Raw genomic sequence first — 25,691 nt, forward strand, 5'->3', positions numbered from 1 at the left:
CGTTCTGGCGCCCTGGGAGGGCGCCCTGGAAGCCCGGAGGGGGGCCCTCGATGACGCAGACTCCATGGTGGCGCGGTGCCGTCATCTATCAGATTTACCCGCGCAGTTTCCTCGATGCCAACGGTGATGGCGTGGGCGACCTGCCCGGCATCATCGAGCGCCTGGACTACGTAGCCTCGCTGGGCGTGGACGCGATCTGGATTTCGCCGTTCTTCACCTCGCCCATGGCCGACTTCGGCTACGACATCGCCGACCACCGCGATGTGGACCCGCTGTTCGGCACCCTGGCCGATTTCGACCGGTTGCTGGCCAAGGCGCACGCGCTGGGCCTGAAGGTGATGATCGACCAGGTGTTCAGCCACACCTCGATCGAGCACGCCTGGTTCCGCGAGAGCCGCCAGGACCGCACCAATCCCAAGGCGGACTGGTACGTGTGGGCCGACCCGCGCGAGGACGGCACCCCGCCCAACAACTGGATGTCCATCTTCGGGGGCGTGGCCTGGCAGTGGGAGCCGCGCCGCGAGCAGTACTTCCTGCACAACTTCCTGGCCGACCAGCCGGACCTGGATTTCCACAATCCGGCCGTGCAGCAGGCCACCCTGGACTACGTGCGTTTCTGGCTGGACCGCGGCGTGGATGGCTTCCGCCTGGATTCGATCAACTTCTGCTTCCACGACAAGCAGCTGCGCGACAACCCGGCCAAGCCGCTGGAAAAGCGCCTGGGCCGGGGCTTCAGCACCGACAACCCGTACGCCTACCAGTACCACTACTACAACAACACCCAGCCGGAGAACCTGCCGTTCATCGAGCGCCTGCGCGGGCTGCTGGACGAGTACCCGGGCGCGGTCAGCCTGGGCGAGATCTCCGCCGAGGATTCGCTGGCGACCACGGCCGAATACACCGCGCCGGGCCGCCTGCACATGGGCTACAGCTTCGAACTGCTGGTCAAGGATTACAGCGCGGCCTACATCCGCGACACCGTGTCGCGGCTGGAAGCGACCATGACCGAAGGCTGGCCGTGCTGGGCGATCTCCAACCACGACGTGGAGCGCGCGGTGACCCGTTGGGGCGGGCACCCGGCGCAGCCGCGGCTGGCGCGCCTGCTGGTGGCGGTGCTGTGCTCGCTGCGCGGTTCGATCTGCCTGTACCAGGGCGAAGAGCTGGGCCTGGGCGAAGCGGACGTGCCGTTCGAGGCGCTGCAGGACCCGTATGGCATCACCTTCTGGCCGAACTTCAAGGGCCGCGACGGCTGCCGCACGCCGATGCCGTGGCTGGATGCGCCGCTGGCCGGGTTCACCCGTGGTGAGCCTTGGCTGCCGATTCCGCAGGAGCACCAGGCCAGCGCGGTCGCCGTGCAGGAGCACGACCCGCATTCGGTGTTGAACGCGTTCCGCCAGTTCCTGGCCTGGCGCCGCACGATGCCGACCCTGCTGCTGGGCGACATCCGGTTCCTGGACACGGCCGAGCCGGTGCTGATGTTCGAACGCGTGCATGCGGGCGAGACGCTGCTGCTGGCATTCAACCTGTCGGCCGAGGCGGCGCAGGTGGCGTTGCCGGCAGGGCAGTGGCACGCGCTGCATGTGCCCGGCCCGGATGCAGGCCAGGCCGACGGTGGCGTGTTGCACCTGCCGGCGCAGGCGATGTACTGCGCACGCCGCGCCTGATACGAGATTTCCGGTGGTTTTGATGGGCGGAGCCGAAAGGTTCCGCCCTTTTTTTTGGTTCATCGCGAGCGTTGAGAGCCCCGCCGCGGCCGGCAGGCCCCTGTGCAAATGTCCCCCGGCGGTCGCCCTGCGGCGACGGCCTCCTCCTTTACTTTGCCAGGAGCCTGCCGGCCGCGACGGGGCAAGGCTCGCGGTTCGCGATGGAAAAGCAGAAGGCGGGGTGCAACGCCGGTGGATCGAGTGCCGGGGCGGCATACCCTTGGAGGCGAAGTAAAGGAGGAGGTGTCGGCCTCTGGCCGACGCCGGGGGACATTCGCCGGAAAGGGTATGCCGCCCCGGCGCTCGATTCACCGGCAGCCGCGTTTGATTCACAACGAACCCACAACAAAAAACCCGCTGCTCGCGCAGCGGGTTCTTCGTTCGTGCTTCTACACTGGGATCAGAACTTGTAGTTCACGCCCAGCATGTAGGTACGGCCCCACTCGATGTATTCCAGCGGGCGATCCTTGGTGCCGGCGTACGTGCGGTACGGCTCGTTGGTCAGGTTGCTTCCCTGCAGCAACAGGGTCAGGCCGTGCAGCGCGCTGTCGTCGGCGAAGGTGTAGCTCACCTGCGCGTCGGTCACGTTCTCGCCCACCACGTAACGCAGCGTGCGGTTGCCGTTGAAGTTGCCGATTTCACCGATGAAGTCCGAACGACGACGCTGGCTCACGCGCGCTTCAAACCCATTGCGCTCGTAGTAGGCGGTGAAGTTGTACACGCGCTTGGACAGGCCCGGCAGGCTGATCGGATCGGTACCCACGCTGGAGGCGCTTTCCGGGTCCATGATCTTGATGTCGCTGTCGTTGAACGTCGCGCTGGCCTGCACGCCGAAGCCCAGCAGCGGGTCGGCCAGCATTTCCAGCGGGAACGAGGCGGTCAGTTCCAGGCCACGCAGGGTGCCGCCCTCGCCGTTCTGCGGCGCCGAGAAGGTGCCGGTGGTCTGCACCGGCACGATCATGCCCGGCGGCGGCACGTAGCTGGCCAGCAGGTTGCTGAAGTCGTAGTCGTCCACCGACTGGGTGTAGACGTAGCTCTTCAGGTCCTTGTAGAACACCGCCGCCGCCACGTACGCCTTCTCGCCGAAGTACTTCTCGTACGACAGGTCGATGGCATTGGCGCGCCACGGATCCAGCAGCGGGTTGCCGCCGCTGCCGCCCGGCTTCCCGGTGGCCGTATCCACGCCGAACTCCAGGCCGGCGCGCATCTGGTCCACGCGCGGGCGCGCGACCTGCTTGGCCACCGCGAAGCGCAGGGTCTGCTGGTACGGGAAGGTGAAGGCCAGGTTCAAGCTCGGCAGCCAATCGGTGTACTTCTTGCCTTCATCGATCGGCAGTACTTCCTGGCCGGCCGGACGCGAGCGGTCGAAGTAGTTCGACTGCGAGCTCTGGTCGGTGGTGATCATCTGCACGCCGATGTTGCCGCGCACGCGCACGTCACCGATGTCGGTGTTGATGTTGGCGCGCACCCAGGCGGTGGTGGTCTTTTCCTGCACCACCCACGACTTGGGAATCAGGTAGTCCAGGTTGGTGACCGGGTTGAACGTCATGTAGCGGTCCACCGCGGCCGGTACGTTCCAGGCCGGGATGTAGCCGATGCCGGCAAAGCCCAGGTTGACCGGGGCGTACTGCAGGTCGCCGGCGACGTTGGCATCGCCCTGCGCGCCGAGCAGGATGTTGCCTTCGGCCTGGGTCTTTTCCTTGCGGCGGTCGGCGTAATTCACGCCCACGTCCACGTCCTGGAACCACGACAGCGCTTCGGGCATGTTGAACGTGCCCTGCAGGCGCCCGCCCTTCAGGCGGTCTTCCACCTGCGGCACCTTGCCGTAGCCGGAGCCGTAGATGGTGTTGGTCAGGTACAGCGCTTCGGGGTTGGAGTAGTCCAGGCCCGGGCGGATCTGCGAGAAGCCATCCGGGTTGATGGTCAGCCCGATGGTGTCCAGCTGCGGCATCGGGGTGAGCTGCAGGTTGTTCTCCAGGTTCAGCTCATCGCGGGTGGCCTTGGAGTAGTTCACATCGGCGGTGAGCTTGAAGCTGTCGAAGGTCAGCTCGTTGTTCCAGCCGAACGCGTCGATCTTGTCTTCGCGCTTGTTGTACATGCCGCGCACCAGCGGGTACACGCCGCTGGCGGTGCCGCCGGTGAAGGTGCCGTTGCCGTTCACCTGCGGATTGGTGATCAGCAGGCCCGGGGTGTAACCGCCGTTGTAGTTGCTGAGGTTGACCTCGAACTGGTTGGCGGTGTCAATTTGCTCGGCTTTGGTGTGGAACATGTCCAGCGTGCTGGTCCACACGTTCGACGGGCGGAACTGCACGGTGGCCATGTAGCCGTCACGCTTGGCGTTGCCGGTACGGCGCAGCGCCTTGATGCCGTCGGAGAACGCGGTGCCCGGTGCCACGCCGGGGCGGTTGCCCTGGTCGGTCTGCTCGGTGGTCCACGGCTCGTACAGGCCGACCTGGTTTTCCTGGATCGGGTTGTCGCTGTGCGCGTAGCCCAGCGCGATGCCCCAGGTGTCTTCGGCGAACTGGTCGATGTAGCTGGCGCTGAAGCGGTTGCCGAACGCGTCCACGTTGGCGGCCTTGCCCAGCGAGTTCTTCGAATAGCGGCCGCTGAGCGCGATCACGCGCTCGCCGAACGCCAGCGGGCGCACGGTCTGCATGTCGATGGTGCCCGACAGGCCCTGGCCGACCAGCGCCGCATCCGGGGTCTTGTACACGGTCACGCCGTTGACCAGCTCGGACGGGTACTGGTCGAACTCCACGCTGCGGTTGTCGCCCGTGCTGACCAGTTCACGCCCGTTGAGCAGGGTGGTGGCGAAGTCGGGCGACAGGCCGCGCACGCTGATCACCTGCGCACGGCCGGCCACGCGCTGTGCGGCCAGGCCGGGCAGGCGGGCCAGCGATTCGGCAATGCTCACATCCGGGAGCTTGCCGATGTCTTCCGCCGAGATCACTTCGACCACCGAGGTGGCGTCCTGCTTGATCGCAATGGCGTTTTCAATGCCGCGGCGAATGCCGGTCACCTGGATGGTATCCAGGTCGGTGGCGGCGGTACCGGCCGGCGGGGTGGTGCCCGGATCGGTGGTGGTGGACTGCGCCAACGCCAATGACGGCGTCAGGGCGACGGCCAGCGCGATACTCAGCGCGCTGCGCTTGCGATTCAACATTTTCCCCTCCCAGGCAATGTTGCCAAACTGAATTGTGGTTGCCCGGATCACCCGGGCGCGTCTTGGCGCGGTGGCCGTTGACTGCGTGGCTATGGTAGGCAGCGGCTTCGCGCGGCGAATCACCCTGCATACGTATTCAATGCAGATGCCGACCGTGGAATCGATTACATCATCAGCACGACCAACGGTCGTGCCCTACCGCGGTAGGTAACGACCGTTGGTCGTTACGCATTTACATCGGGGTAAACCGAATGGCCTGCCCACCGCCCGGTGCCAGCACGATGTTCATGGTGTCCGAACTGGTGACCTCGCGGGTTTCGCGCTTGAACGCGAACGGGTTGCGCTGGTAATCGGCACCGTCTCCGTCGCGGTAGATCTCGGCGCGGTAACGCACGCCGGGCTCGAGGAACGACAGCGGCACCGGCAGCGAACGGCCGTGCTCATCGGTGATGCTGCCCAGGAACCAGTCGCGGCTGTGGCGGTCCTTGCGCGCGATGGTCACGTAGTCGCCCACCTCGCCATCGAGCACGCGGGTGTCATCCCAGTCCACGGCGACATCCTCGATGAAGCGGAACGCCTCGCGGTGCTGTTCATAATGCTCGGGCAGGTCGGCGGCCATCTGGATCGGGCTGTAGATCACCACGTACAACGCCAGCTGGCGGGCCAGCGTGCTGGGAATCGCCTGGCCGTGGCGGCCCTTCAGGCTGAGGATGCCGGGGGTGTAATCCATCGGCCCGGACAGCAGCCGGGTGAACACCAGGTTGACCTCGTGTTCGGGCGGGTTCGGCGGCTGGCCCCAGGCGTTGTACTCCATGCCGCGTGCGCCTTCGCGCGAGATCCAGTTGGGGTAGGTGCGGCGCAGCCCGGTGTCCTTGATCGGCTCGTGCGGATTCACCGCGATGTGCCGTTTGGCTGCTTCCTGCACCACCTTCAGGTGATGGCGGGCCATGAACTGGCCGTCGTGCCACTCGCGCCACAACGGGCCGCCGGCCGGATTGCGCCGGTCCACCTGGCCGTCATCGCAGACATAGCCGCTCTTGAACGAATCCACGCCCAGCCGCGCATACAGGTCCAAGGCTGCGCCCAGCTGGTCTTCGTAGTGCTCGATCGCGCAACCGGTTTCGTGGTGGCCGATGAGGTGCACGCCTTTTTTCGCGCCGTAGGCCGACAGCGCCTCGATGTCGAAGTCCGGGGTGGCGCGGGTGAAATCGAAGTCGTAGCCGTTGCCGACCCAGTTGCCATCCCAGCCCGGGTTCCAGCCTTCCACCAGCACGCCGCGGAAGCCGTGCCTGGCGGCGAAGTCGATCACCTTCTTCGTCTTTGCCGTGGTCGCCGCATGCTTCGGGCCGGTGGCCCAGCTTTCTTCATCCAGGTGCATCGACCACCACACGCCCAGGTACTTGGACGGCTTCACCCAGCTCACATCGCCCAGTGCGTTGGGTTCGTTGAGGTTGAGGATCAGGTTGGATTCCACCAGCCCGCCGGCGGTGTCGCTGATCTGCAGCGTGCGCCAGGGCGTATCGAAGGGCAGGGTGCGGCGCACCTTCCAGCCTTCGGCTGACGGCGACAGCTGGGCGCGAAGGCGCTGGCCCTCCGTGCGCCGCAGCCACATGCCGGCGTAATCGACCAGTGCCGCCTCGTGGATCGCCACGTGCAGGCCGTCGCGGCTGCGCAGGGTGAGCGGGGTATGTGCCAGCGGCACCTGGTCCAGCGGCGTGCGCTGGTACAGGTATTCGTAATGGATCGGCTCGCCGGCCGGGATCCACCAGGCGGTGGATTGCGGGGCAATGGCGAACTCGGTCAGTTCGTCATCGATGATCGCTTCGCGCAGGCCAGGCTGCTGCGGGAAGTGGTAGCGGAAGCCCAGGCCGTCGTCGTAGACGCGGAACACCACGTCCAGGCGGCGCTTGGCACCGCCGCGCTCGGCCAGGTGCACGGTGACTTCGTTGTAGTGGTTGCGCACGCTGCGGCGCTCGCCCCAGGGCTGTTCCCAGGTGTCATCGACTTTGCGCGTGTCCTGCCCGAGCACCGCCAGGTCGCGGTCCAGGCGGCCGTCGCGCAGCTGGAAGCCCAGTTTCGATTCAGCCACCACGGTCTGGCCCAGGCGCTCGACCCGATAGCTGGGGTTGCCGCCATCCAGCTGCAGCGAGACCTTCAGGATGTCGCCGGGTGAGCTGGCGCTGGCCACCGTGACCGGTTCAGCGTGTGCGGCGGTGGTGCAGACCAGCAACGACAGTGCCAGCCAGGCCAGCGGGCGGGGCGCGGCAACCGCGCGCAACAACGGCAAATCCAGTGGCATTTCCCCTCCCAGGGCAGTGCATGTCTGCCCCGGACTATATCCACGCGTGCCACGGCCTCACCGCGCCACGCCATGAATACGTATGCAAGCGGGCACCGATGTCATCTGTGCAGTGCGACGGGCGACGGTCGTCGCCTACCATGCAGGCAGGCACCCTGGGAGGGGGCCGCGACGACAGCGCCCCGGCGCTGGCGAACCATACCGCGTGCAAGAAGGGAGGAAGGCCGACGGGCGCAAGCCGGTCCGCCGCTTTTCGATGCTGAAAACGATCTGCCTGACCGCTGCCCTCGGGGCGGCGCTGGTATCCACCGCTGCGGCGGAGGACCTGACATTCGATGGCCGCACGGCGCGCGCCATCGCCGCTGCCGACGGCAGCTTCCAGCTGCTGGCCCATGGCAAGCCGGTGGCGATTGCCGCCCAGCCGATGCGCAGCCGCACCGACAGCGTGATGTTCGATGCGCTGTTCGCGCTGGCCCAGCAGGACATGGCGGCCGACCGCGTGGACGCGATCCGCGACCCGGCCTTCAACTTCGGCAACCCGGTGGACTGCGAGTGCTTCCAGACCGGCGAGCGCTGGCCCTATGTGTGGACGCGCGATGTAAGTTTCGCCGCCGACCTGGCGCTGGCCCGGCTGGAGCCAATCCGCGTCCGCAATTCGCTGCAGTTCAAGCTGTCCAAGGCGCGCGACGGCATCACCCCCGGGCTGTTCGTGGCCCAGGACACCGGTTCCGGCGGCAGCTGGCCGATCAGCAGCGACCGCGTGGTGTGGTTCCTGGCGGCGCGCGACCTGCACGACAGTTCCAGCTTCATGACCGAGACCTGGCAGGCCCTGCAGGCCACGCTGGCGCAGGACCGGGCAATGGTGTTCGATCCGCGCACCGGGCTGTACCGCGGCGAGACCTCGTTCCTGGACTGGCGCGAACAGACCTGCCCGGACTGGACCCGCAACGACGTGCGCTTCATCGGCGACTCCTTCGCGCTGTCCACCAACGTGCTGCACTACCAGGCGCTGCGCCTGGCCGAGAAGTATGCGCGTGAGCTCGGCGACGGCCGCGCCACCGAGTACGCGGCCTGGGCCGACGCGCTGGCCACGCAGATCGACGCCCGTTTCTGGCGCGAAGACGCCGGCATGTACATGAGCTACATCGGCGAAGCCGCGCACCCGGTGCCCTACGCCAAGTACGACCTGCTGGGCATCTCGCTGGGCGTGTTGGCCGATGTGTTCCCGGCCGAGCGCGCCCGACGTTCGCTGGCCAACTACCCGTACGTGGAGGGTGGCAGTCCGGTGGTGTGGCCGCAGGAAGCGCAGCAGCCGATCTACCACAACCGCGCGGTGTGGCCGTTCGTCAGCGCCTATTCGCTGCGTGCGGCGCGCAAGGTGGATGATGCCACCCGCATCCAGCGCGAGATCGAATCGCTGATGCGCGGCAGCGCGCTGGCCGGTTCGAACATGGAGAACTATGAGATGCGCACGCTGGCCGTGCACGTCGACGAAGGCCCGTTGAGCGGCCCGGTGGTCAACTCGCCGCGCCAGCTGTGGTCGGTGGCCGGGTACCTGTCGATGGTGCTCGAAGGCGTGTTCGGGGTGGAGGCGGACGGCACGGTGGCGCCCAAGCTGCCGGTGGCACTGGTCCCGCAGCTGTTCGGCACGCGCGACAGCATCGAGCTTGACGACGGCACCACCCGCTACATCCTCAAGCGCCCGCGCACCCTCGACGGCGACCTGCTCGCAGCAAAGACAATCGAGCGCAAGGGCAACACCGTAACCGTCCAGCTCGCGCCGCGTAGGGACACGCCACGCGTGTCCGCTTTCCGCGCAGACCCGGCAAACCCCAACGCCTTCGCTCCCGCCACCCCCGCCGCCCCGAAACCGCAGAAGCGCGGCAACACCTGGACGATCGCCGTCCCCGCCAACCACCAGCTCTGGCAGGACGGCATCGCGGTGGGCAGCTCGGCCACCCACACCGTCACCAACGACGGCCACCAGCACTGCCTCAGCTTCACCCGTCGCGAAGGCGCCCTCGAATCGCTGCACAGCCCGATGACCTGCATCGGCCCGCAGCAACGCCTTCCCGGCGCAACCCACTGGACGTGGACCGCCGGCACGCCCACCCGCGTGCGCATCCGCCTGCACTACGACAACCCCAACGGCCCGATCAACACCGGCGTCACCGCTGCGGTGAAGCAGCTGGCCGTGCACTGCGCGGGGCAACCGGTCCAGCGCGCCACGATCGTGATGCCGCACAGCGTTGGCCCGCAGGATTCCACCGCCGCCGAATTCGACCTGCCCAAGGGCGGCTGCCGCTTCACCCTGGAGCCGGGTTTCAACATGAGCGCACTGGAACACTTCGCCCAGTACAACGGCGGCAAGGGCGGGCGCGACGGCGTGCTCAACGCGGCCACCGTCAGCGCGCTGCTGGTCGCACCGGTAGCCGGCGACGCGGAGGCCACCCGATGAGCCGCACCGCCAAGCCGACCCTGTCGTTCTGGCAGATCTGGAACATGTGCTTCGGCTTCCTCGGCATCCAGTTCGGGTTTGCCCTGCAGAACGCCAACGCCAGCCGCATCTTCGAAACGCTGGGCGCGCCGATGGATGCCGTGCCCGGGCTGTGGATCGCCGCACCGCTGACCGGCCTGCTGGTGCAGCCGATCATCGGCTACCTGTCCGACCGCACCTGGACCCGCTGGGGCCGGCGCCGGCCGTACTTCATGATCGGCGCGGTGTTCACCACGCTGGCGCTGCTGGTGATGCCGAACTCGCCCACGCTGTGGATCGCCGCTGGCACGCTGTGGGTGCTGGATGCCTCCATCAACGTCTCGATGGAGCCGTTCCGCGCGTTTGTCGGCGACAAGCTGGCCCCGCGCCAGCGCCCGACCGGCTACGCGATGCAGAGCTTCTTCATCGGCGTGGGCGCCATCGTGGCCAGCTTCCTGCCGTTCATCCTGGCCCACTTCGGCGTGGCCAACACGGCTCCGGCCGGTGAAGTGCCGCCCACGGTGCGCTATGCGTTTTACTTCGGCGCCGTGGTGCTGTTGGCCTCGATCGCCTGGACGGTGTTCAGCACCCGCGAATACTCCCCGGGCGAGCTGGCCAGCTTCGACGACGCCGAACCGCCGGCCGTGCACCAGGCCGCGCCTGTCGCCGGGCCACCGCCGATGCTGCAGATCGGCGGCTGGATCGCGCTCGGCTTGGCGCTGGCTGCGGCCATCGCCTGGCGCAACGGCGACAAGATGCTCTACGTGCTGGCCGGGCTGTGCGTCGCCTACGGTCTGCTGCTTGGCGTGGCGCGGGTGCTGCCGGGCCCGCACATGCTGGCCACCATCGTCGATGACCTGCGCAGCATGCCGCGCACCATGCGCCGGCTGGCCTGGGTGCAGTTCTTCTCGTGGTTCGCGCTGTTCGCGATGTGGATCTACACCACCGCCGCGGTGGCCGGTACCCACTTCGGTTCCACCGATCCGGGCTCGGCCGCCTATAACGAGGGCGCCAACTGGGTGGGCGTGCTGTTCGGTGCGTACAACGGCTTTGCCGCACTCGCCGCGCTGTTGATCCCGCTGATGGTGCGCCTGATGGGCCTGCGCATGAGCCACCTGGTGAACCTGTGGCTGGGCGGCCTCGGGTTGATCTCGCTGATGCTGATCGACGACCCGAAGTGGCTGCTGCTGTCGATGGTCGGGGTCGGCTTTGCCTGGGCCTCGATCCTGTCGCTGCCGTATGCCCTGCTGTCCGACAGCGTGCCGGCGGCCAAGATGGGCGTGTACATGGGCCTGTTCAATTTCTTCATCGTCATCCCGCAGCTGGTCGCGGCCAGCGCCCTGGGCTTCATGCTGCGCCTGTGGCTGGGCGGCAACCCGATGCACGTGCTGGCGCTGGGTGGCGTCAGCCTGTTGCTCGCCGGGTTGTGCGTGCTGCGGGTACCGTCCCACCAGGAGGTTGTCTGATGCTGTCTCGTTCGCGTTTGTGGCTGGGCCTTTCGTTCGCACTGCTGGCCGGTAATGCCGTTGCTGCCCCGGGCCCCGATTACGTGGGCACGCTGGAGCCGTTCGCCAGCGATGCGGTGTACTTCGTGGTCACCGACCGTTTCGTCAACGGCGACCCGTCCAACGACCACCGCGACCAGGGCGGCAAGCACCGCACCTTCGACATTCCGGTGCCGTGCCCGGACAAGGTCGACGGCAACATCGGCTACCTCGGCGGCGACTTCAAGGGCGTGCTCGACAATGCCGACTACATCCGCAACCTCGGTTTCGGCGCGGTGTGGATCACCCCGATCATCGACAACCCGGATGAAGCCTTCACCGGCAGCAAGCCGATCAGCTGCACCAGCACCCTGACCGACCGCGGCAAGACCGGGTACCACGGCTACTGGGGCATCAATTTCTACAAGCTCGACGAGCACCTGCCCAGCGCGGACCTGGACTTCGCCGGGCTCACCCGCGGCCTGCACGATGCCAAACTGAAGGTCGTGCTGGACATCGTCGGCAACCACGGTTCGCCGGCCTGGACCATGCCGGTCAAGCAGCCGCAGTTCGGGCAGATCTTCGACAAGGACGGCAAGCTCATCGCCGACCACCAGAACCTGCCGCCGCAGCAGCTGGACCCGAAGCACAACCCGCTGCATGCGTTCTACAACAACATCGGCCCGGTCGATGCGGGCAAGGGCTCGATCTTCGACGGCAACCTGGCCGAGCTGGGCGACTTCAACCAGGACAATCCGGCGGTGATGGAGTACCTGGTGGGCGCCTACCTGCAGTGGACCGCACAGGGCGTGGATGCGCTGCGCATCGATACCATCGGCTGGCTGCCGCACCCGTGGTGGCATGAGTTCGTCAACCGCATCCGCGCCGAGCACCCGGGCATGTTCATGTTCGGCGAGGCGTTCGACTATGACGCCGGCAAGATCGCCGAGCACACCTGGCCGACCAACGCCAACGTGAGCGTGCTGGACTTCCCGCTGCGTGGCGCGATGTCCAGCGTGTTCGGAAAGGAGCAGAAGGGCTTCGAAGCGCTGGCCGAGCCGTTGCACCTGGTGGGTGGGCCGTACGCCAACCCGTACGAGCTGATGAGCTTCTACGACAACCACGACATGGCGCGGCTGGATGCCACCGACAACGGCTTCATCGACGCGCACAACTGGCTGTTCACCGCGCGCGGCATTCCGGTGCTGTATTACGGCTCGGAAACCGGCTTCATGCGCAGCCGCGCCGAACATGCCGGCAACCGTGCGTACTTCGGCCAGCCGCGCGTGGACGCCGCCCCGCAGAGCCCGATCTTCGGGCCCCTGCAGCGGATCGCCAAACTGCGCGAGGCCACCCCGGCCCTGCAGCGCGGGCTGCAGGTCAACGAACGGCTGCAGGGCGACCAGGCGGTGTTCTATCGCGTCCTGCAGCACGGCGACACCGCGCAGACCGCGCTGGTGCTGCTCAACAAGGGCGACACCGCCAGCACGTTCGAGGTCAGCCGCTACCTGCAGCCGGGCACCTGGCGTGATGCGCTGGGCGGCAGCAGCCAGACGGTCAACCGCAGCCTGAAGGCCGACGTCCCCGCGCACGGGGTGAAGGTGTACCTGCTGGATGCGGCGATGAACCAGAAGGAACTGCAGGCCGAACTGGCGAAGGCGGTGGCGGACCAGCAGGCCAGGACGGAGCGTCTCTCCCGGTAGGTACCGACCGTTGGTCGGTACACCACGGCCACCGACCAACGGTCGGTGGCTACCATCGGGGTAGAATTGCCCCATGACCGAGCTCGCCCCGCAGACCCCCATTGAGATCCTTCTCCAATCCGCCATGGACGGGAAGACCCCGATCGGTGCCTTCATGAAGGCCTTCGTCGCCTCGGACGTGGTGCTGCTCACCGGCAGCCTGGTCACCCCCGACGGCAGCGGCTTCGACCCGCTGCTGTTCGACAAGCAGGGCACGCTGCACGTGGCGGTGTTCACCCACATGGAGCGGGTGGGCTTCCACAGCCAGCAGGCGCCGCACACGATCCGCATGCAGATGCTGGAGGTGCTCAAACGTGTGCCGGGCGGTTACGGTGTCGTGGTCAATCCCGGCACGTCGCTGGGTCTGGAACTGTCCCCGGCGGGCATCGGCGAGATCCTGAAGGATTTCGCCTGATTCACCGGCCGTGATGCACGCGCTGCACGCAGTTTGCACATTGCTGAAGTGGACTTAATGTAGAGACGGTGGTCACACAATCTCTACACATTGCCGGTTGCTAGACTCCGCCGTCAAAACAGGGGTCTTGCATGCAGACAGAGTCTTCGCGCGTCACCACCGGTGTACAGGGCCTGGACACCATTCTTAGCGGCGGCTTGCCGCAAGGGCGCCTGTACCTGCTGGAAGGGCCACCCGGTTCGGGCAAGACCACGCTCTCACTGCAGTTCCTGCTGCAGGGCCTCAAACAGGGCGAGCGCTGCCTGTACGTGACCCTTTCGGAAACGGCGGAGGAGCTGCGCGAGGTTGCCAGCGCGCATGGCTGGTCGCTCGAGGGCCTGCACCTGTTCGAGCTCGGTTCGGCGGAAGATGCGCTGGGCAACGGACGCCTCCAGTCCGTGCTGCATTCGTGGGAAGTGGAGCTGGATGAAACGGTCAACCTGATCCTGGGCGAAGTGGACCGCATCCGGCCCAGCCGCGTGGTGTTCGATTCGCTGTCCGAGCTGCGGCTGCTGGCCCAGGATTCGCTTCGCTATCGCCGCCAGATCCTGGCACTGAAGCAGTACTTCGCGCCACAGAGCGCCACTGTCATCCTTGTCGACGACCTGACCGCGGGTGCGGACGACCGCGACGGCCAGCTGCACAGCCTCTGCCACGGCGTGATCTCGCTGGAGCGGCTGACCCTGGATTTCGGTCCGGCGCGGCGGCGGCTGCAGGTGCAGAAGCTGCGCGGCGTCAACTTCGTCGCGGGCTACCATGACATGGTCATCCGTAGCGGCGGCCTGGATGTGTTTCCGCGCCTGATCGCGTCCCAGCACCATGAACAGTTCGGCGTGGAAACCATCGGAAGTGGTGTTCCCGAGATCGACAACCTGCTGGGTGGGGGACCCCTGCGCGGGACCAGCACCCTGCTGACCGGTCCTGCGGGCAGCGGCAAGACCAATGTCGCGCTGCAATACGTGTGGGCCGCGTGCGAACGGGGCGAGAGGTGCTGCATCTTCGAGTTCGACGAACGCGTGGGCACGCTGCTCACCCGGGCCAAGGCACTGGACATCGACCTGCAGTCGCATATCGAGGCCGGTCTGCTGGAAATCATGCAGATCGACCCGGCCGAGATCTCGCCGGGCGAGTTCTCCTGGAACGTGCAGAAGGCGGTCGAGCAGCGCGGCTGCAGCGTGCTGGTGATCGACAGCCTCAACGGCTACGTGGCGGCCATGCCACAGGAAAAGCAGCTGATGCTGCAGCTGCACGAGATGCTCTCCTACCTCAACCACAAGGGCGTGGCTACTTTCCTGGTGAACCCGCAGCATGGGCTGGTGGGCAGCATGTCGACCGGCAACCTCAATGTCTCCTACATCGCCGATGCCGTCATCCTGTTCCGCTTCTTCGAAGCGCAGGGGAGGATCCGCAAGGCGATCTCGGTGATCAAGAATCGCGGCGGTGCGCACGAGGACACCATCCGCGAGCTGAAAATCAACGGCAAGGGGCTGGCGCTCAGCGGGCCGTTGAAAGAGTTCAAGGGCATCCTGACCGGTACCCCGGAGTTCGTCGGCGACTCGGCATCCTTGCTGAGCCACCCCTATGCAGGATGACGGCAGCGGGGGCGTGGTCCATGTCGTCGCGCCCTTCGGGCGTGATGCGGCCAGCATCGCCGCGGTGCTGGCGACGGCGGGCTTGAATACCCGTGTTGCCTCTACGTTGAGCGAGCTGGCCGGTATCCTTGACGACCAGGCCGGCGTCGCACTGATCACTGAAGAAGCGGTGGCCTGCGGGACCGAAGCGCTGTTGGCCACCTTGACGGGCCAGCCCACCTGGTCAGACCTGCCGGTGATCCTGCTGCGCTCCCCGCGCGCCCATCGGCGCTCGCCCTTCGAGAGCCTGCTGCCACGCTCGGTGAACGTGGTGGAGCTCGACCGGCCGCTGGGCAGCATTTCGCTGCTCAGCGCAGTGCAGGGCGCCCTGCGCGCCCGCGCAAAGCAGTTCCTGGTGCGCGACCAGATGCGCGCGCTGGCCGACAGCCGCAGTGCGCTGGAACGCAGCGCGAAGGAAGCACTGGAAGCCAGCCGCCAGCACGCACTGGAGCTTGAACGGGTGGTTGCCGAGCGCACCCTGGAGCTGAAGGCACAGATGGCTGCGCGCGAGGCCAGCGAAGCCGCGCTGCGCCAGTCGCAGAAGATGGAAGCCATCGGCCAGCTCACCGGCGGCATCGCCCATGACTTCAACAACATGCTCACCGGCATCCTGTCGGCATTGGACATCGTTCGGCTGCGCCTCGAGATGGGCAGGGTGGACGACCTGGAGCGTTTCCTGGACACCGCGACAGCGTCCAGCCAGCGCGCCGCCGCGCTGACACAGCGCCTGCTGGCCTTCTCAAGGCGCCAATCACTGGACGCGCGTCCGGTGGAAATCAACGCACTGGTGGGTTCGATGCAGCACCTGCTACGCAGCACGCTGGGTGAAGCAGTGCGCATCCGCACCGAAGTAGCCGATGGCCCGTTGCATGGGGCGCTCGACATCAACCAGTTCGAAAGTGCGCTGCTCAACCTGGCCATCAACGCCCGTGATGCGATGCCCAACGGCGGTGAGCTGGCGCTGCGGACCTTCCCGCTGCGGCTGGCCGACGGCGAGCGCGCCAGCGTGCCTGCAGGCGATTACGCCGTAGTGGCGGTGTCCGACACCGGCACCGGCCTGCCGCCGGAAGTGGTGGAACGCGCCTTCGAGCCGTTCTTCACCACCAAGCCGATCGGCAAGGGCACCGGCCTGGGCATGTCGATGGTGTATGGCTTCATGCAGCAGTCCGGGGGCCATATCGCCATCGATTCAACGCCGGGGCAGGGCACCACGATCTCATTGTTCATTCCGCAGGTGGAGGCGGACGCCGACCCGGAGCCGGCCGCACACGCGGCGCCGGTGGCATTGGGGGCGGGACAATCGATCCTGGTGGTCGAGGATGACCCGCAGGTGCGCATGCTGGTGACCGTGGTGCTGGAAGACCTGGGCTATGCGGTGGAGGTGGTCGGTGATGCCGATGGTGCGTTGCCGGTGCTGGCATCCTCGCGGCGCTTCGACCTGTTGGTCACCGATGTGGGCCTGCCCGGCATGAACGGTCGGCAGCTGGCCGAGATCGCCCGCCAGTCGCGGCCCGAGCTGCCCATTCTGTTCATGACCGGCTATGCGGAGAAGGCACAGGAGCGCTCGGCCTTCCTCGAGCCCGGCATGAGCATGATCGCCAAACCGTTCCTGCTCGAGGCCTTCAGCGACGCGGTGCGCGGCGCGCTGGCCGATGCCGTCAGTGACGCCAGCGCCTGAGGCCCTGACCAACGGCACCCTGACCACCGTCACGCGTCGGCGGGGCCCATAGTGACCCACACTGCCTGCATCGACGGATTGAGGGTGCTGGCATGCAACGCAGGTTATGGATCACAACGCTGTTGGCTTCCGCCTTCCCATCGCTGGCCGCCGTGCCGGTCGATCTGGCCACGCTCGACCGGGAAATGACCGGCCCGCGCACCCAGGTACTGGTGCTGGGCAGTGTTCACCTGAGCGAAGTGGAAGGCGGCATCCAGCCCGGTGCGCTCGATCCCCTGCTGGAGAAGCTGGCCGCCTTCAAGCCGGACATCATCACCGTGGAAGCCATCAGCGGTGAGCAGTGCGATCTTGCCGAGCGCCATGCCAGCGTCTACGGGCCGGACTACTGCGCGAGCACCGACGTGGCACGCACGGCCACCGGCCTGCAGATCCCGGCTGCGATAGAGAAGATGAACGCCGCCCTGGACACGTGGCCGAAGGCACCCACGCCCGCCCAGCGCCGCCAGTTGGCGGCATGGATGCTGGCCGCCAACGAGCGGGCCTCGGCCCACACCCAATGGCTGCAGCTGCCCCCGGCGGAGCGGCGCGCCGGCGATGGATTGGATGCCACCCTGGTTGCCCTGCTGAACACCATTGCCACCCGCCAGAACGAGAACTACCTGATCGCCGCGCAGCTGGCCGCGCGAATGGGCCTGCCGCGCGTGTACGCCATCGACGACCACACCGGCGACAACATCCAGGTCAAGGATCGCAAGGCGTTTGGCACCTCGCTGGAACAGGCGTGGAACGCTGGCAAGGCAGAGCTGGACAAGAACACCGCCATCGAAGACACGATGGCGAAAGCGCGCGACCTGCTGCCGCTGTACCGCTTCATCAATGCGCCCGAACGGCTCAACGTACTGACCGATGTCAACGTCGGCGCCACCCTGCGTGCGACATCAGCCGAGCATTACCCGCAGATCTGGGTCAGCGGCTGGGAGATCCGCAACCTGCGCATGGTGGCCAACATCCAGCAGACGTTCCGCGAACGCCCGGGCGTGCGCGTGCTGTCGGTGGTCGGTGTCTCGCACAAGCCGTGGTTCGACCAGTGGCTGGGCCAGATGCAGGGAGTGGACATCGTGGACGCGGAGCAGGCGCTCCGGTAACGGGCTCAGCGCCGCGCCAGCGACGATTCCCGCAGCACCAGCTTCACTGGAATGGTCTGGCTTTCCACCGCCTCGCCCTGGATCAGCGCGAGCAGACGCTCCACCAGCAGCTGGCCGGCCTGCTTGGTGTCCTGCTGCACGGTGGACAGGGTGGGCGACACCGATGCCGCCAGCGGAATGTCGTCGAACCCGGCCAGCGCCACGTCCTGCGGAATGCGCAGGCCGTGCTCGCGCAGCGCACGCATCGCGCCGATGGCGATCAGGTCGCTGGCCGCGAACACCGCATCGATGGCCTGCCCATCGGCCAGCAGCGCCTGGCAGGCGTCGTAGCCGGACAGCTCGGTGGTGATCGCATCGAACTGCAATGCCGGGTCGACCGGTACGCCGCGCTCGGCCATCGCCGCCACATAGCCGCGATAGCGTTCCTCGAACTCCGGGTAATGGCTGGACGCATGACCAACGAACGCGATGCGCCGGCAGCCCTGGTCGAGCAGGTGGGCGGTGATGTCGAAGCCGCCCTGGAAGTTGTCGCAGCCAATCGACACCCCGGGCTGGTCCGGCAGGGCCGCGCCCCAGCGCACGAAATGGGTGCCTTGCTCCACCAGCCGCTGCAGCCGCTCGCGTGACTCGTGGTAGTCGCCGTAGCCGAGCAGGATGATGCCGTCGGCCTTGTTGCTGTCTTCGTAATCGGCCTGCCAGTCGGTGGACAGCTGCTGGAACGACACCAGCAGGTCGTAGCCGCGCAGCGCGCAGGCGCGGGTGATCGAGCCCAGCATGGCGTGGAAGAACGGGTTGATCAGCGAATCGTCGTTGGTGGGGTCTTCGAAGAACAGCAGGGCCAGCGTGCCGGCATTGCGCAGGCGCAGGCTGGAGGCGTTCTTGTCCACCTTGTAGTTCAGCTCCCGGGCGATCTTCAGGATCCGCTCGCGGGTTTCCTGGTTCACCATCGGGCTGCCACGCAGCGCCCGCGACACCGTGGGCTGGGAAACCCCGGCCAGGTGGGCGATGTCCAGGGAAGTGGCTTTGCCGCGGATGGTCATGGAGGGCAGGGCTGTGACGACGGAAGCCATGATGCCATGGGACGCGGGACCGTGGTTTTACCCCCGGTTTTCGGCCAGCATGTTGCAGAACAACGCACCCTGTTCAATCGCATCATCCAGCGCCACGTGGGTATGCGGCAGCCGGTCGAACCAGCGCTTGGGCATGCTCCGCTTGGTAACGCTGCGGTAGTCCTTCTTCAGCATCGCCATCGCAAAGGTCTTGATATCCAGCGCTGAATGCGAAAACGGGCTCTCCGCGGCAAACCGCATCAGGTACCAGTACACGAACAGGAAGTCATACCCGGCCGGATACCCCACGAACACCGGCTTGCCCGGCAGCGCCTTCAGCCAGGCGAGGTAGCGGCGCATTGCCGCCTCCGGCGCCTCGCAATCGCGCCGGCAGGCCGCCCACGCCACCGGTTGGGTCGCCCACCAGGCCATCGTGTCGGGATGGCCCTGCGCGTCGGGGAGCGTGTCCAGATTGGCCGAAAAGGTCGCGACGAGGGTCTTGTCGGCCAGATAGGCGGCGGACCCGAAGCTCAGCATGGAATGCGGGCCGGGGATGGGGCCATCTGCCTCCACATCGGTACTGACGTAGATTTCCTGCCTGTTGGCGCGGGGTGGAGTTCGTGGTAACTGGTTCATCGGTGCTCACGGACGAACGAGGGAGATGGCATGAATCTGCCGATCAGGGTAACGCTGCTGGCGGTCGCATTGGGCTACAGCGCCAACGCAATGGCCGACGCCCGCCTGCAGGCCGAGATCCTCCCGGTGAGCGATGGGCGCGGGACGTCGATCGAACTGAAACTTGTCAATCTGGGTGACCGGGCTGCAGTGGTGTGGGGTCCCTCTCTTCCGCAGCCCAATGCCCGGGGAATGCTGCTGGACGATTTCTTCGTGGTGACGCAGCCGGATGGAGGCGAAGCCGAGTACGTCGGGATCCTGTCGGACACCTTGCCAGTCGCCCCCACCCTTGTTCCCCTCCCTGCCGGTGGCACGTTCCGAGTGCAATTAGCGCTGGACAGGAGCTATCGCCTCGCGCCAGGAGCGGGTTACAGGGTCGCCTTGCGTACCCCTGTCGGCTATCGCAGCGATGAAGCGCCGGACGGCGCGTGGACACCCGTTTCTCCCGTCCCCCTGCTGATCGTGGTGCCGAAAGGAGCTCCAGGCACGCGGTAAGGCCGATGACCGGCTGGACCCGCGCCGTGGTTGCCCAGACGAGGGCGCTGACGGGTACAAGCCCAATCCTTACAAGGGCTTGGCAGGAATCCGACCTCCAGCGGGGGCGATCCTGACGGGGGCGGGGCGGGCAGGGATGGTAGAATGCCCCGTTCTGCAATCCTACCCAGATCACACGCAGGGCAGCCCCCGTATCGGCACCGAACAGAGTGTGATATCTGTCGGGCCTGCCCTCGGACAACGGAAGAGCAACCCTATGGCGCGCGGCATCAATAAAGTCATCCTGGTCGGCAACCTCGGCAACGACCCGGACGTGAAGTACACCCAAGGCGGCATGGCGATCACCCGCATCAGCCTGGCCACCACCAGCGTCCGCAAGGACAAGGATGGCAACCAGCAGGAGCGCACCGAATGGCACCGCGTGGTGTTCTTCGGCAAGCTCGGCGAAATTGCCGGCGAATACCTGCGCAAGGGCAGCTCGGTCTACGTCGAAGGCAGCCTGCGCTACGACAAGTACACCGGCCAGGATGGCGTGGAGAAGTACTCCACCGACATCATCGCCGACGAAATGCAGATGCTGGGTGGCCGCGGTGAAGGTGGCGGCGGTGGTGGCGGTGGCGGTGGCAATTACGGCGGCGGCGAACGTCCGCAGCGCCAGCAGGCCCCGCGCCAGGAATACGGCGGCGGTGGTGGTGGTGGTGGCGGTCAGCGCGGTGGCGGTGGCGGTGGCTACGGCCAGCAGCAGCGCCCGCAGCAGCAGCCGCAGCAGTCGGCTCCGCCGATGGACGACTTCGCGGACGACGATATTCCGTTCTAGACAACACCTATTTACAAGTGTTGATAAAGATCTTCACAAAGCCCCGCCTAGCGGGGCTTTTTCTTTCTTGAAGAGTTGTTGTGTAATTAAAAAAGCTCGTTATAGTCATGCACACGTAGATTCAGGTGAGCAATGGTTGATGCCCAGGCTATCGGTCCATGTGCTAGGCGAGGGCGAGCGTGTCCCGATGCTCCATGACGAGCGGGGGCTGCCGCTTTTCTACCCGACCCTGTTCGCCACCGCCCAGCTCCGCAACGCCGGGGCCGCTGTCAATACGATCCGCAACAAGATGGCTGATCTCGTGGTGCTCCTGCGGTGGGAGCAGGTTCATGGACGCGACTTGATTTCAGAGTTCCGCAGCGGACGCTTTCTCACTGTCGCCGATGTGGTTTCGCTGCGGGATTTCGCCAAGCTCGACATGCGGGATCTGAAGTCTGCCAGGGAGAGGACAAAGGAGCGGAGCGATGGAGTCGTGGATTTCCTAGAGGCGAGAGTTGCCTTGATCCCGGCCCGGGCGGCCATCGGCGGGCAGCAGCACTTCAATCGCATCAGCACGTTCGCCGACTACCTGGAATTTACGGCGTCTGTCGTGACTCAGTACCAAAACTCGCCCCAGGCCTCCCATGAGATCGCACGGATGGCAGGGACTCTCCGAAAGCATCGGCCGCGTGGGTTGGCAAAGCTGTGGGACAATGATCGGGATCTGCGCTCACCGCCTTCGGAGTTGGTTGAGCGCTTCGTAGCGACCGGTGCCGAAGGTGACGCGCGGAATCCTTTTCGACACCCGGATGTCCAGCTCCGAAACGCTATCATCTTTGGGCTACTGCGATATACCGGGATCCGGCGCGGGGAGCTGTTGAGCCTGCGCCTCGATCAGTTTGATTTGGGGCATGAGCCGCACGTCTGGATTCGGCGCAACCAAGACGACAAGCATGACTCGCGGCGCTACCAGCCGGTCGCCAAGACCAAGGAGCGCCCCCTGCCACTGCCCGACTCGCTCGCCGGCCAGATCAACCGTTACATCCTAAAGGTGCGATCCAGCATCGGCCCCGCCAAGCGTCACCCTTACCTGCTCGTGTCGCACCGGAAGGGGAGCACGTGGGGCAAGCCGCTGTCGGTGTCTGCCCTCAACAGCCAGATTTTCGCCCGAATGCGCGCAGCGGACCCCGCCTTCGAAGCCATCCATCCTCACGCCTTTCGGCACCACTTCAATTACGAGCTTTCTGTCAGCATTGATAAGCACAATGCGAAGGCGCGGAAAAGCACTGACGGCACGCATACTTCGCCGATAAGCGAAGCTCGGGAACTGGATGTTCGGGCCTTTCTGAACGGACATCGTAGTAAGGCCTCGGGAGCAGCTTACAACCTGCGCCACCTCCGCGAAGCCAGCGATAAGGCCATTCGCCAGGTGCAAGCGGGTCTCCACCGTAGTGAAGACGGAAAGGACGACGGCGATGAGCAGCGTTAAGTCCAAGCAGCTCGATGTCGAGAGGAAGCCCGCAGTTCCGGCTGTGTCCAAGGACGGCTATCCGATTGATTCTTCGGGTGACCATTGGCGCCTGAACAAGGACGTGCAGATCGCAGTAGCCCTTCCGAGGGCTATTGACCCAATAACTGAAACAGGTTTTCGCTTGGCGTTGTTGCGGTATGCGGAAGAAGCGTCTGCGCGACACACCGAAAACATGGCTACGCGATTCAGGCGATACCTGCGGGACACCGGAGCGTCGCAGGTAACGGTGGCAGACCTCATCAACTGGCGCGCCAGCCTTGGGCCAGCCGACCAATGGCAGTTGGGCGGGTTGAAGGGCTTTCTGCTGGCTTGGCACGACTACGGGTTTGACGGGGTGTCCGAAGAGATCGTCGAGCTGCTGCAAGGTTGGCGAATCCAAGGGAACGAAAAGGGAGTGGCCGTCTCAAGTGGCTGCACTGAGAGCGGGCCTCTAACCGATCTGGAAGTGGGGGCACTGCTGGATTGGGCGAACCTGGCAGTAGCACGCAAAGACATCGTCTTCGAGGACTATGCTTACCTTCTTACCTTGGTGATGACGGCGCGGCGCCCGGTCCAGATCGCAGCGCTCAGGGGGCGGGACCTCGTTAAAGAGCCTGGGGAGGGGCCGCCTCTGTTCAGACTTAGCATCCCGCGTGCCAAGCAGCGCGGCCAGGGGTTTCGAAGCGCGTTCCGAACGCTGGCCATCATTGAAGACCTCCATCTGGTACTTCAGCAGCAACATCGACGATCTGTGGCTGCAGCATGCGAGGTGATCGGGCAGGAGCTGGATCCAGAACTGGCCGGTGAAATCCCAATCTTTCTCAATCGGGAGCGGATTGTGGGCATCGGCCATGCCGACGAACTCACAGACCTCCTGTTGGGAAGGGCGCCTGACCGATTGCACGCAACGACTGCCGCCCTGAGATCCGCCTTGACTCGTTGCGCGAGAGCCTCTACAGCGCGCTCGGAGCGTACCGGTGAATTCATTCGCCTCTCGGCCATGCGATTTAGGCATACCCGTGGTACCAAACTCCGACGCGAAGGCTTCGGCGCCTTCATCATTGCCGAGTTGCTGGATCATTCAGACATCCAGAACGTGGCGTGCTACACCGAAAACACAGCCCAGGAGGCGGTGGTCATTAACGATCTGGTGGGTGCCCAGTTAGCCCCTTTTGCTCAAGCCTGCCTTGGCAGATTGGTTCACTCAGAGCGCGAGGCTATCAGAGGCGACGACCCGCGCAGCCGCGTGCCGAACAACCGGCAGGCGGCGGTGGGGACCTGCGGAAACTATGGTTTTTGCGCTAGTGGCTACCGAGCTTGTTACACCTGTTATCACTTCCAACCATGGGTCGACGGCCCGCACGGAGAAGTGCTGGCGGATCTTTACGCCGAGAAGGAGCGTGCCCGAGCGGCAGGCTGCGCGGATGTTGTGGTGAATGCCAATGACCACTTGATCCTCGCCGTTGAGCACTGTGTCTCGATGTGTGAGGGTGCCGGGGCGCGGGTGCCTGAAACGGGACTCCTAGAGACGAACCGTCATGGGTGAGGTCATCCAATTCGTACCTCGCACCGGACACAATGCCGGCAAGAATCTCGCCGATTTCATTCGCCTCGCGAAGGAGGACCTAACTGCCTTCGGCAGCGGCGGTGCTTGGGACAGCGATAAGTGGCAGCACGACGAAACGGTGGTTGTCTTCGCTACCAAGACGGCGCCGCTTGACGCCTACTCCTTTACGCCCATGGATGAGCCGTTCAAACAGTTCGCGAAGGCGTATGTCCGGTACAGATACAGTCACAAGCCGGTCAAGAGTTTGGCGATGATGGTTCAAGCGCTTCGGTGCGTGGAGGCGGGGCTGCTGGCCGCCTGTGGCCGCGCAGAAATTGGGCTGCTGAGCGGGGCGGCGATGGATGTTACCGCTGGCAAGTGCAGGGAGTTCTATTCCAGCGAGGATGTGCACCACAAAACGGGGCTTCAACTACAAGCGATCTTCGACTTCGTACGTGAGAAACGCCTGGTTCCATCGCTTCCGACCTGGAAGTCACCCTTCAAGAAGCAGACCGTCCTGACCGAGCATCTGGGCGACGCGGGGGACGCACACCGTCAAGCAAAGCTTCCCTCGAATGAAAACATGCTGGCAATCGCCGATCTTTTCGCGCAGGCGGATGATCCCAAAAGCAAATTCTACTCTTCGATTTTCATACTCTTGATGGCTGCCCCGGGCCGCGTTTCCGAAGTCTTGCGACTTCCCATCGATTGCATTCAATGGGAGGGAGATGGCGCTGGGAAGTCCCAAATGTTTCTGCGCTGGCATGCTGCCAAGGGCAAAGGAGCAATGAAAAAGTGGGTCGTGCCCGTCATGCATGATGTCGTACAAGAGGCGGTGCGACGGTTGGTCGAGATTGGCGGGCCGGCACGAGAGGCAGCACGAAACGCGTTCGACTGCTCGCCTGGATCGGCAGGAGGGGGCGGCGCATCCGCCCTCATCGAAAAGTTTGGGGGACTTTACTGGCCCTTCATTGACAACAAGAAAGCGGTGAAAGCTTGGGATGCGCTATGTCTCCATCGGGAGAACGAGTTCAGTGGGCAGAGGGCCACCCGGACGAACACATGGCGGATTCCCAATGCGAGCGAAGTGAATGTTCGTCTCGGTGCTAAGACACCTTCGTCGCTCTTCGAGCGCGCTGGCATGCGAAATGGTAACGGAACTCGCATAAAGCTGACCTCCCACCAGCTCCGTCACTGGCTCAGTACGATGTCCGAGCGCGCGGGTATGGACGACTACACCTTGGCGCAATGGGCAGGACGCGCACGAGTTGCTGACAATCACCATTATGACCATCGCTCTCCTGAGGAGCGCTTGGAGACGGCAAGAGAGCTGCTTCCAATCCAGCCGGCGCCGTTACTTGAGCGTATAAAGCACCGCCAGCCGGTGACGTATGAGGAGCTTGGGGTAAATCGGCTCGGAACGGCTAAAGCTACACTCTATGGTATGTGCGTTCATGACTACGCTATGGCGCCCTGCCAGAAGCAGCGCGAATGCATGACCTGCAAGGAACACGTCTGTATCAAGGGCGATCACATCACGCTCGAACGTATTCGCCTGCTGGAGGAGCAGACCGAAGACCTGCTCCAGAAGGCCCGGGAAGCCCATGCGGATGGCGATTTCGGTGCTGATCGCTGGATCGACAATCACAAGTGGAAGCTCGCTCACGTGAGAGCCATGCGAATAGCTTTGGAGCATCCGGATGTCCCAGTGGGCTCCGCCCTCAGTATTCCCGACGGGCACGACCCCTCCCCTGTTCGCTGTGCGCTTATGGGCCTCGGCATGGTGGAAGAGGCCTCCACGCAGGCGCTCGGCCCGCGGGTTGTTCCCTCGACGCAGACATAAAT

17 protein-coding genes are annotated in these 25,691 nt (G+C 65.3%); 13 read left to right on the forward strand and 4 right to left on the reverse strand.

Features of this window, described 5'->3' with window-relative positions; genetic code table 11:
• The first annotated feature begins 50 nt into the window (after positions 1-50).
• A complete protein-coding gene (locus tag NMB40_RS03030; RefSeq protein WP_494360096.1) occupies positions 51-1,664 on the forward strand; it encodes an alpha-amylase family glycosyl hydrolase in 1,614 nt (537 codons plus the stop codon).
• 439 nt (positions 1,665-2,103) lie between these two features.
• Here the strand turns inward: NMB40_RS03030 and NMB40_RS03035 are convergent, their stop codons facing one another.
• On the reverse strand, positions 2,104-4,866 hold the full coding sequence (locus tag NMB40_RS03035) for a TonB-dependent receptor (RefSeq protein ID WP_494360097.1): 2,763 nt from the start codon (positions 4,864-4,866) through the stop codon (positions 2,104-2,106).
• Between the two features lie 232 nt (positions 4,867-5,098).
• On the reverse strand, positions 5,099-7,165 hold the full coding sequence (locus NMB40_RS03040; protein WP_494360098.1) for a glycoside hydrolase family 97 protein: 2,067 nt from the start codon (positions 7,163-7,165) through the stop codon (positions 5,099-5,101).
• Between the two features lie 256 nt (positions 7,166-7,421).
• Between NMB40_RS03040 and NMB40_RS03045 the strand changes: the two genes are divergently transcribed.
• The 7 genes from NMB40_RS03045 to NMB40_RS03075 all read left to right on the forward strand — a co-directional run bounded on the left by NMB40_RS03045 (position 7,422) and on the right by NMB40_RS03075 (position 17,775).
• Complete coding sequence (locus NMB40_RS03045) at positions 7,422-9,623, forward strand: glucosidase family protein (RefSeq protein WP_494360099.1); 2,202 nt, start codon at positions 7,422-7,424, stop codon at positions 9,621-9,623.
• A complete protein-coding gene (locus NMB40_RS03050; protein ID WP_494360100.1) occupies positions 9,620-11,107 on the forward strand; it encodes an MFS transporter in 1,488 nt (495 codons plus the stop codon). The genes NMB40_RS03045 and NMB40_RS03050 overlap by 4 nt, the downstream gene beginning before the upstream one ends.
• Positions 11,107-12,828, forward strand: a complete 1,722-nt coding sequence (locus NMB40_RS03055) for an alpha-amylase family glycosyl hydrolase (protein ID WP_494360101.1) — start codon at positions 11,107-11,109, stop codon at positions 12,826-12,828. The genes NMB40_RS03050 and NMB40_RS03055 overlap by 1 nt, the downstream gene beginning before the upstream one ends.
• Before the next feature lie 73 nt (positions 12,829-12,901).
• On the forward strand, positions 12,902-13,282 hold the full coding sequence (locus tag NMB40_RS03060; protein WP_494360102.1) for an SseB family protein: 381 nt from the start codon (positions 12,902-12,904) through the stop codon (positions 13,280-13,282).
• 131 nt (positions 13,283-13,413) lie between these two features.
• Positions 13,414-14,913 carry a DUF7125 family protein gene (locus NMB40_RS03065; RefSeq protein WP_494360103.1) on the forward strand — a complete coding sequence of 500 codons (1,500 nt, stop codon included), beginning with the start codon at positions 13,414-13,416 and terminating at the stop codon, positions 14,911-14,913.
• The gene (locus NMB40_RS03070) at positions 14,903-16,630 is read left to right on the forward strand and encodes a response regulator (RefSeq protein WP_494360104.1); all 1,728 of its coding nucleotides are present in this window, start codon (positions 14,903-14,905) and stop codon (positions 16,628-16,630) included. Before NMB40_RS03065 ends, NMB40_RS03070 begins: the two co-directional genes overlap by 11 nt.
• A gap of 92 nt (positions 16,631-16,722) precedes the next feature.
• The gene (locus tag NMB40_RS03075; RefSeq protein ID WP_494360105.1) at positions 16,723-17,775 is read left to right on the forward strand and encodes a DUF5694 domain-containing protein; all 1,053 of its coding nucleotides are present in this window, start codon (positions 16,723-16,725) and stop codon (positions 17,773-17,775) included.
• A gap of 5 nt (positions 17,776-17,780) precedes the next feature.
• On the opposite strand, the gene NMB40_RS03080 is transcribed toward NMB40_RS03075, so the two are convergent.
• Together NMB40_RS03080 and NMB40_RS03085 are read right to left on the reverse strand one after the other, a co-directional pair.
• The gene (locus NMB40_RS03080) at positions 17,781-18,815 is read right to left on the reverse strand and encodes a LacI family DNA-binding transcriptional regulator (protein WP_282247163.1); all 1,035 of its coding nucleotides are present in this window, start codon (positions 18,813-18,815) and stop codon (positions 17,781-17,783) included.
• Between the two features lie 57 nt (positions 18,816-18,872).
• Complete coding sequence (locus NMB40_RS03085; protein WP_494360106.1) at positions 18,873-19,460, reverse strand: 3'-5' exonuclease family protein; 588 nt, start codon at positions 19,458-19,460, stop codon at positions 18,873-18,875.
• A 30-nt stretch (positions 19,461-19,490) separates the two neighbouring features.
• Here NMB40_RS03085 and NMB40_RS03090 point away from each other — a divergent pair, with 30 nt between their 5' ends.
• The 5 genes from NMB40_RS03090 to NMB40_RS03110 all read left to right on the forward strand — a co-directional run bounded on the left by NMB40_RS03090 (position 19,491) and on the right by NMB40_RS03110 (position 25,689).
• A complete protein-coding gene (locus tag NMB40_RS03090; RefSeq protein ID WP_494360107.1) occupies positions 19,491-19,994 on the forward strand; it encodes a hypothetical protein in 504 nt (167 codons plus the stop codon).
• Between the two features lie 256 nt (positions 19,995-20,250).
• A complete protein-coding gene (locus NMB40_RS03095) occupies positions 20,251-20,811 on the forward strand; it encodes a single-stranded DNA-binding protein (protein WP_494360108.1) in 561 nt (186 codons plus the stop codon).
• Between the two features lie 187 nt (positions 20,812-20,998).
• Positions 20,999-22,279: a site-specific integrase gene (locus NMB40_RS03100; protein ID WP_494360109.1), complete on the forward strand. Its 1,281-nt coding sequence runs from the start codon at positions 20,999-21,001 to the stop codon at positions 22,277-22,279.
• Positions 22,266-23,846: a site-specific integrase gene (locus NMB40_RS03105; RefSeq protein WP_494360110.1), complete on the forward strand. Its 1,581-nt coding sequence runs from the start codon at positions 22,266-22,268 to the stop codon at positions 23,844-23,846. Before NMB40_RS03100 ends, NMB40_RS03105 begins: the two co-directional genes overlap by 14 nt.
• Positions 23,839-25,689 (forward strand): hypothetical protein, encoded by a 1,851-nt coding sequence (locus tag NMB40_RS03110; RefSeq protein WP_494360111.1) that lies wholly within the window; start codon positions 23,839-23,841, stop codon positions 25,687-25,689. Before NMB40_RS03105 ends, NMB40_RS03110 begins: the two co-directional genes overlap by 8 nt.
• Positions 25,690-25,691: the final 2 nt, after the last annotated feature.

This window comes from Stenotrophomonas sp. FBCC-B152, from assembly GCF_059134105.1.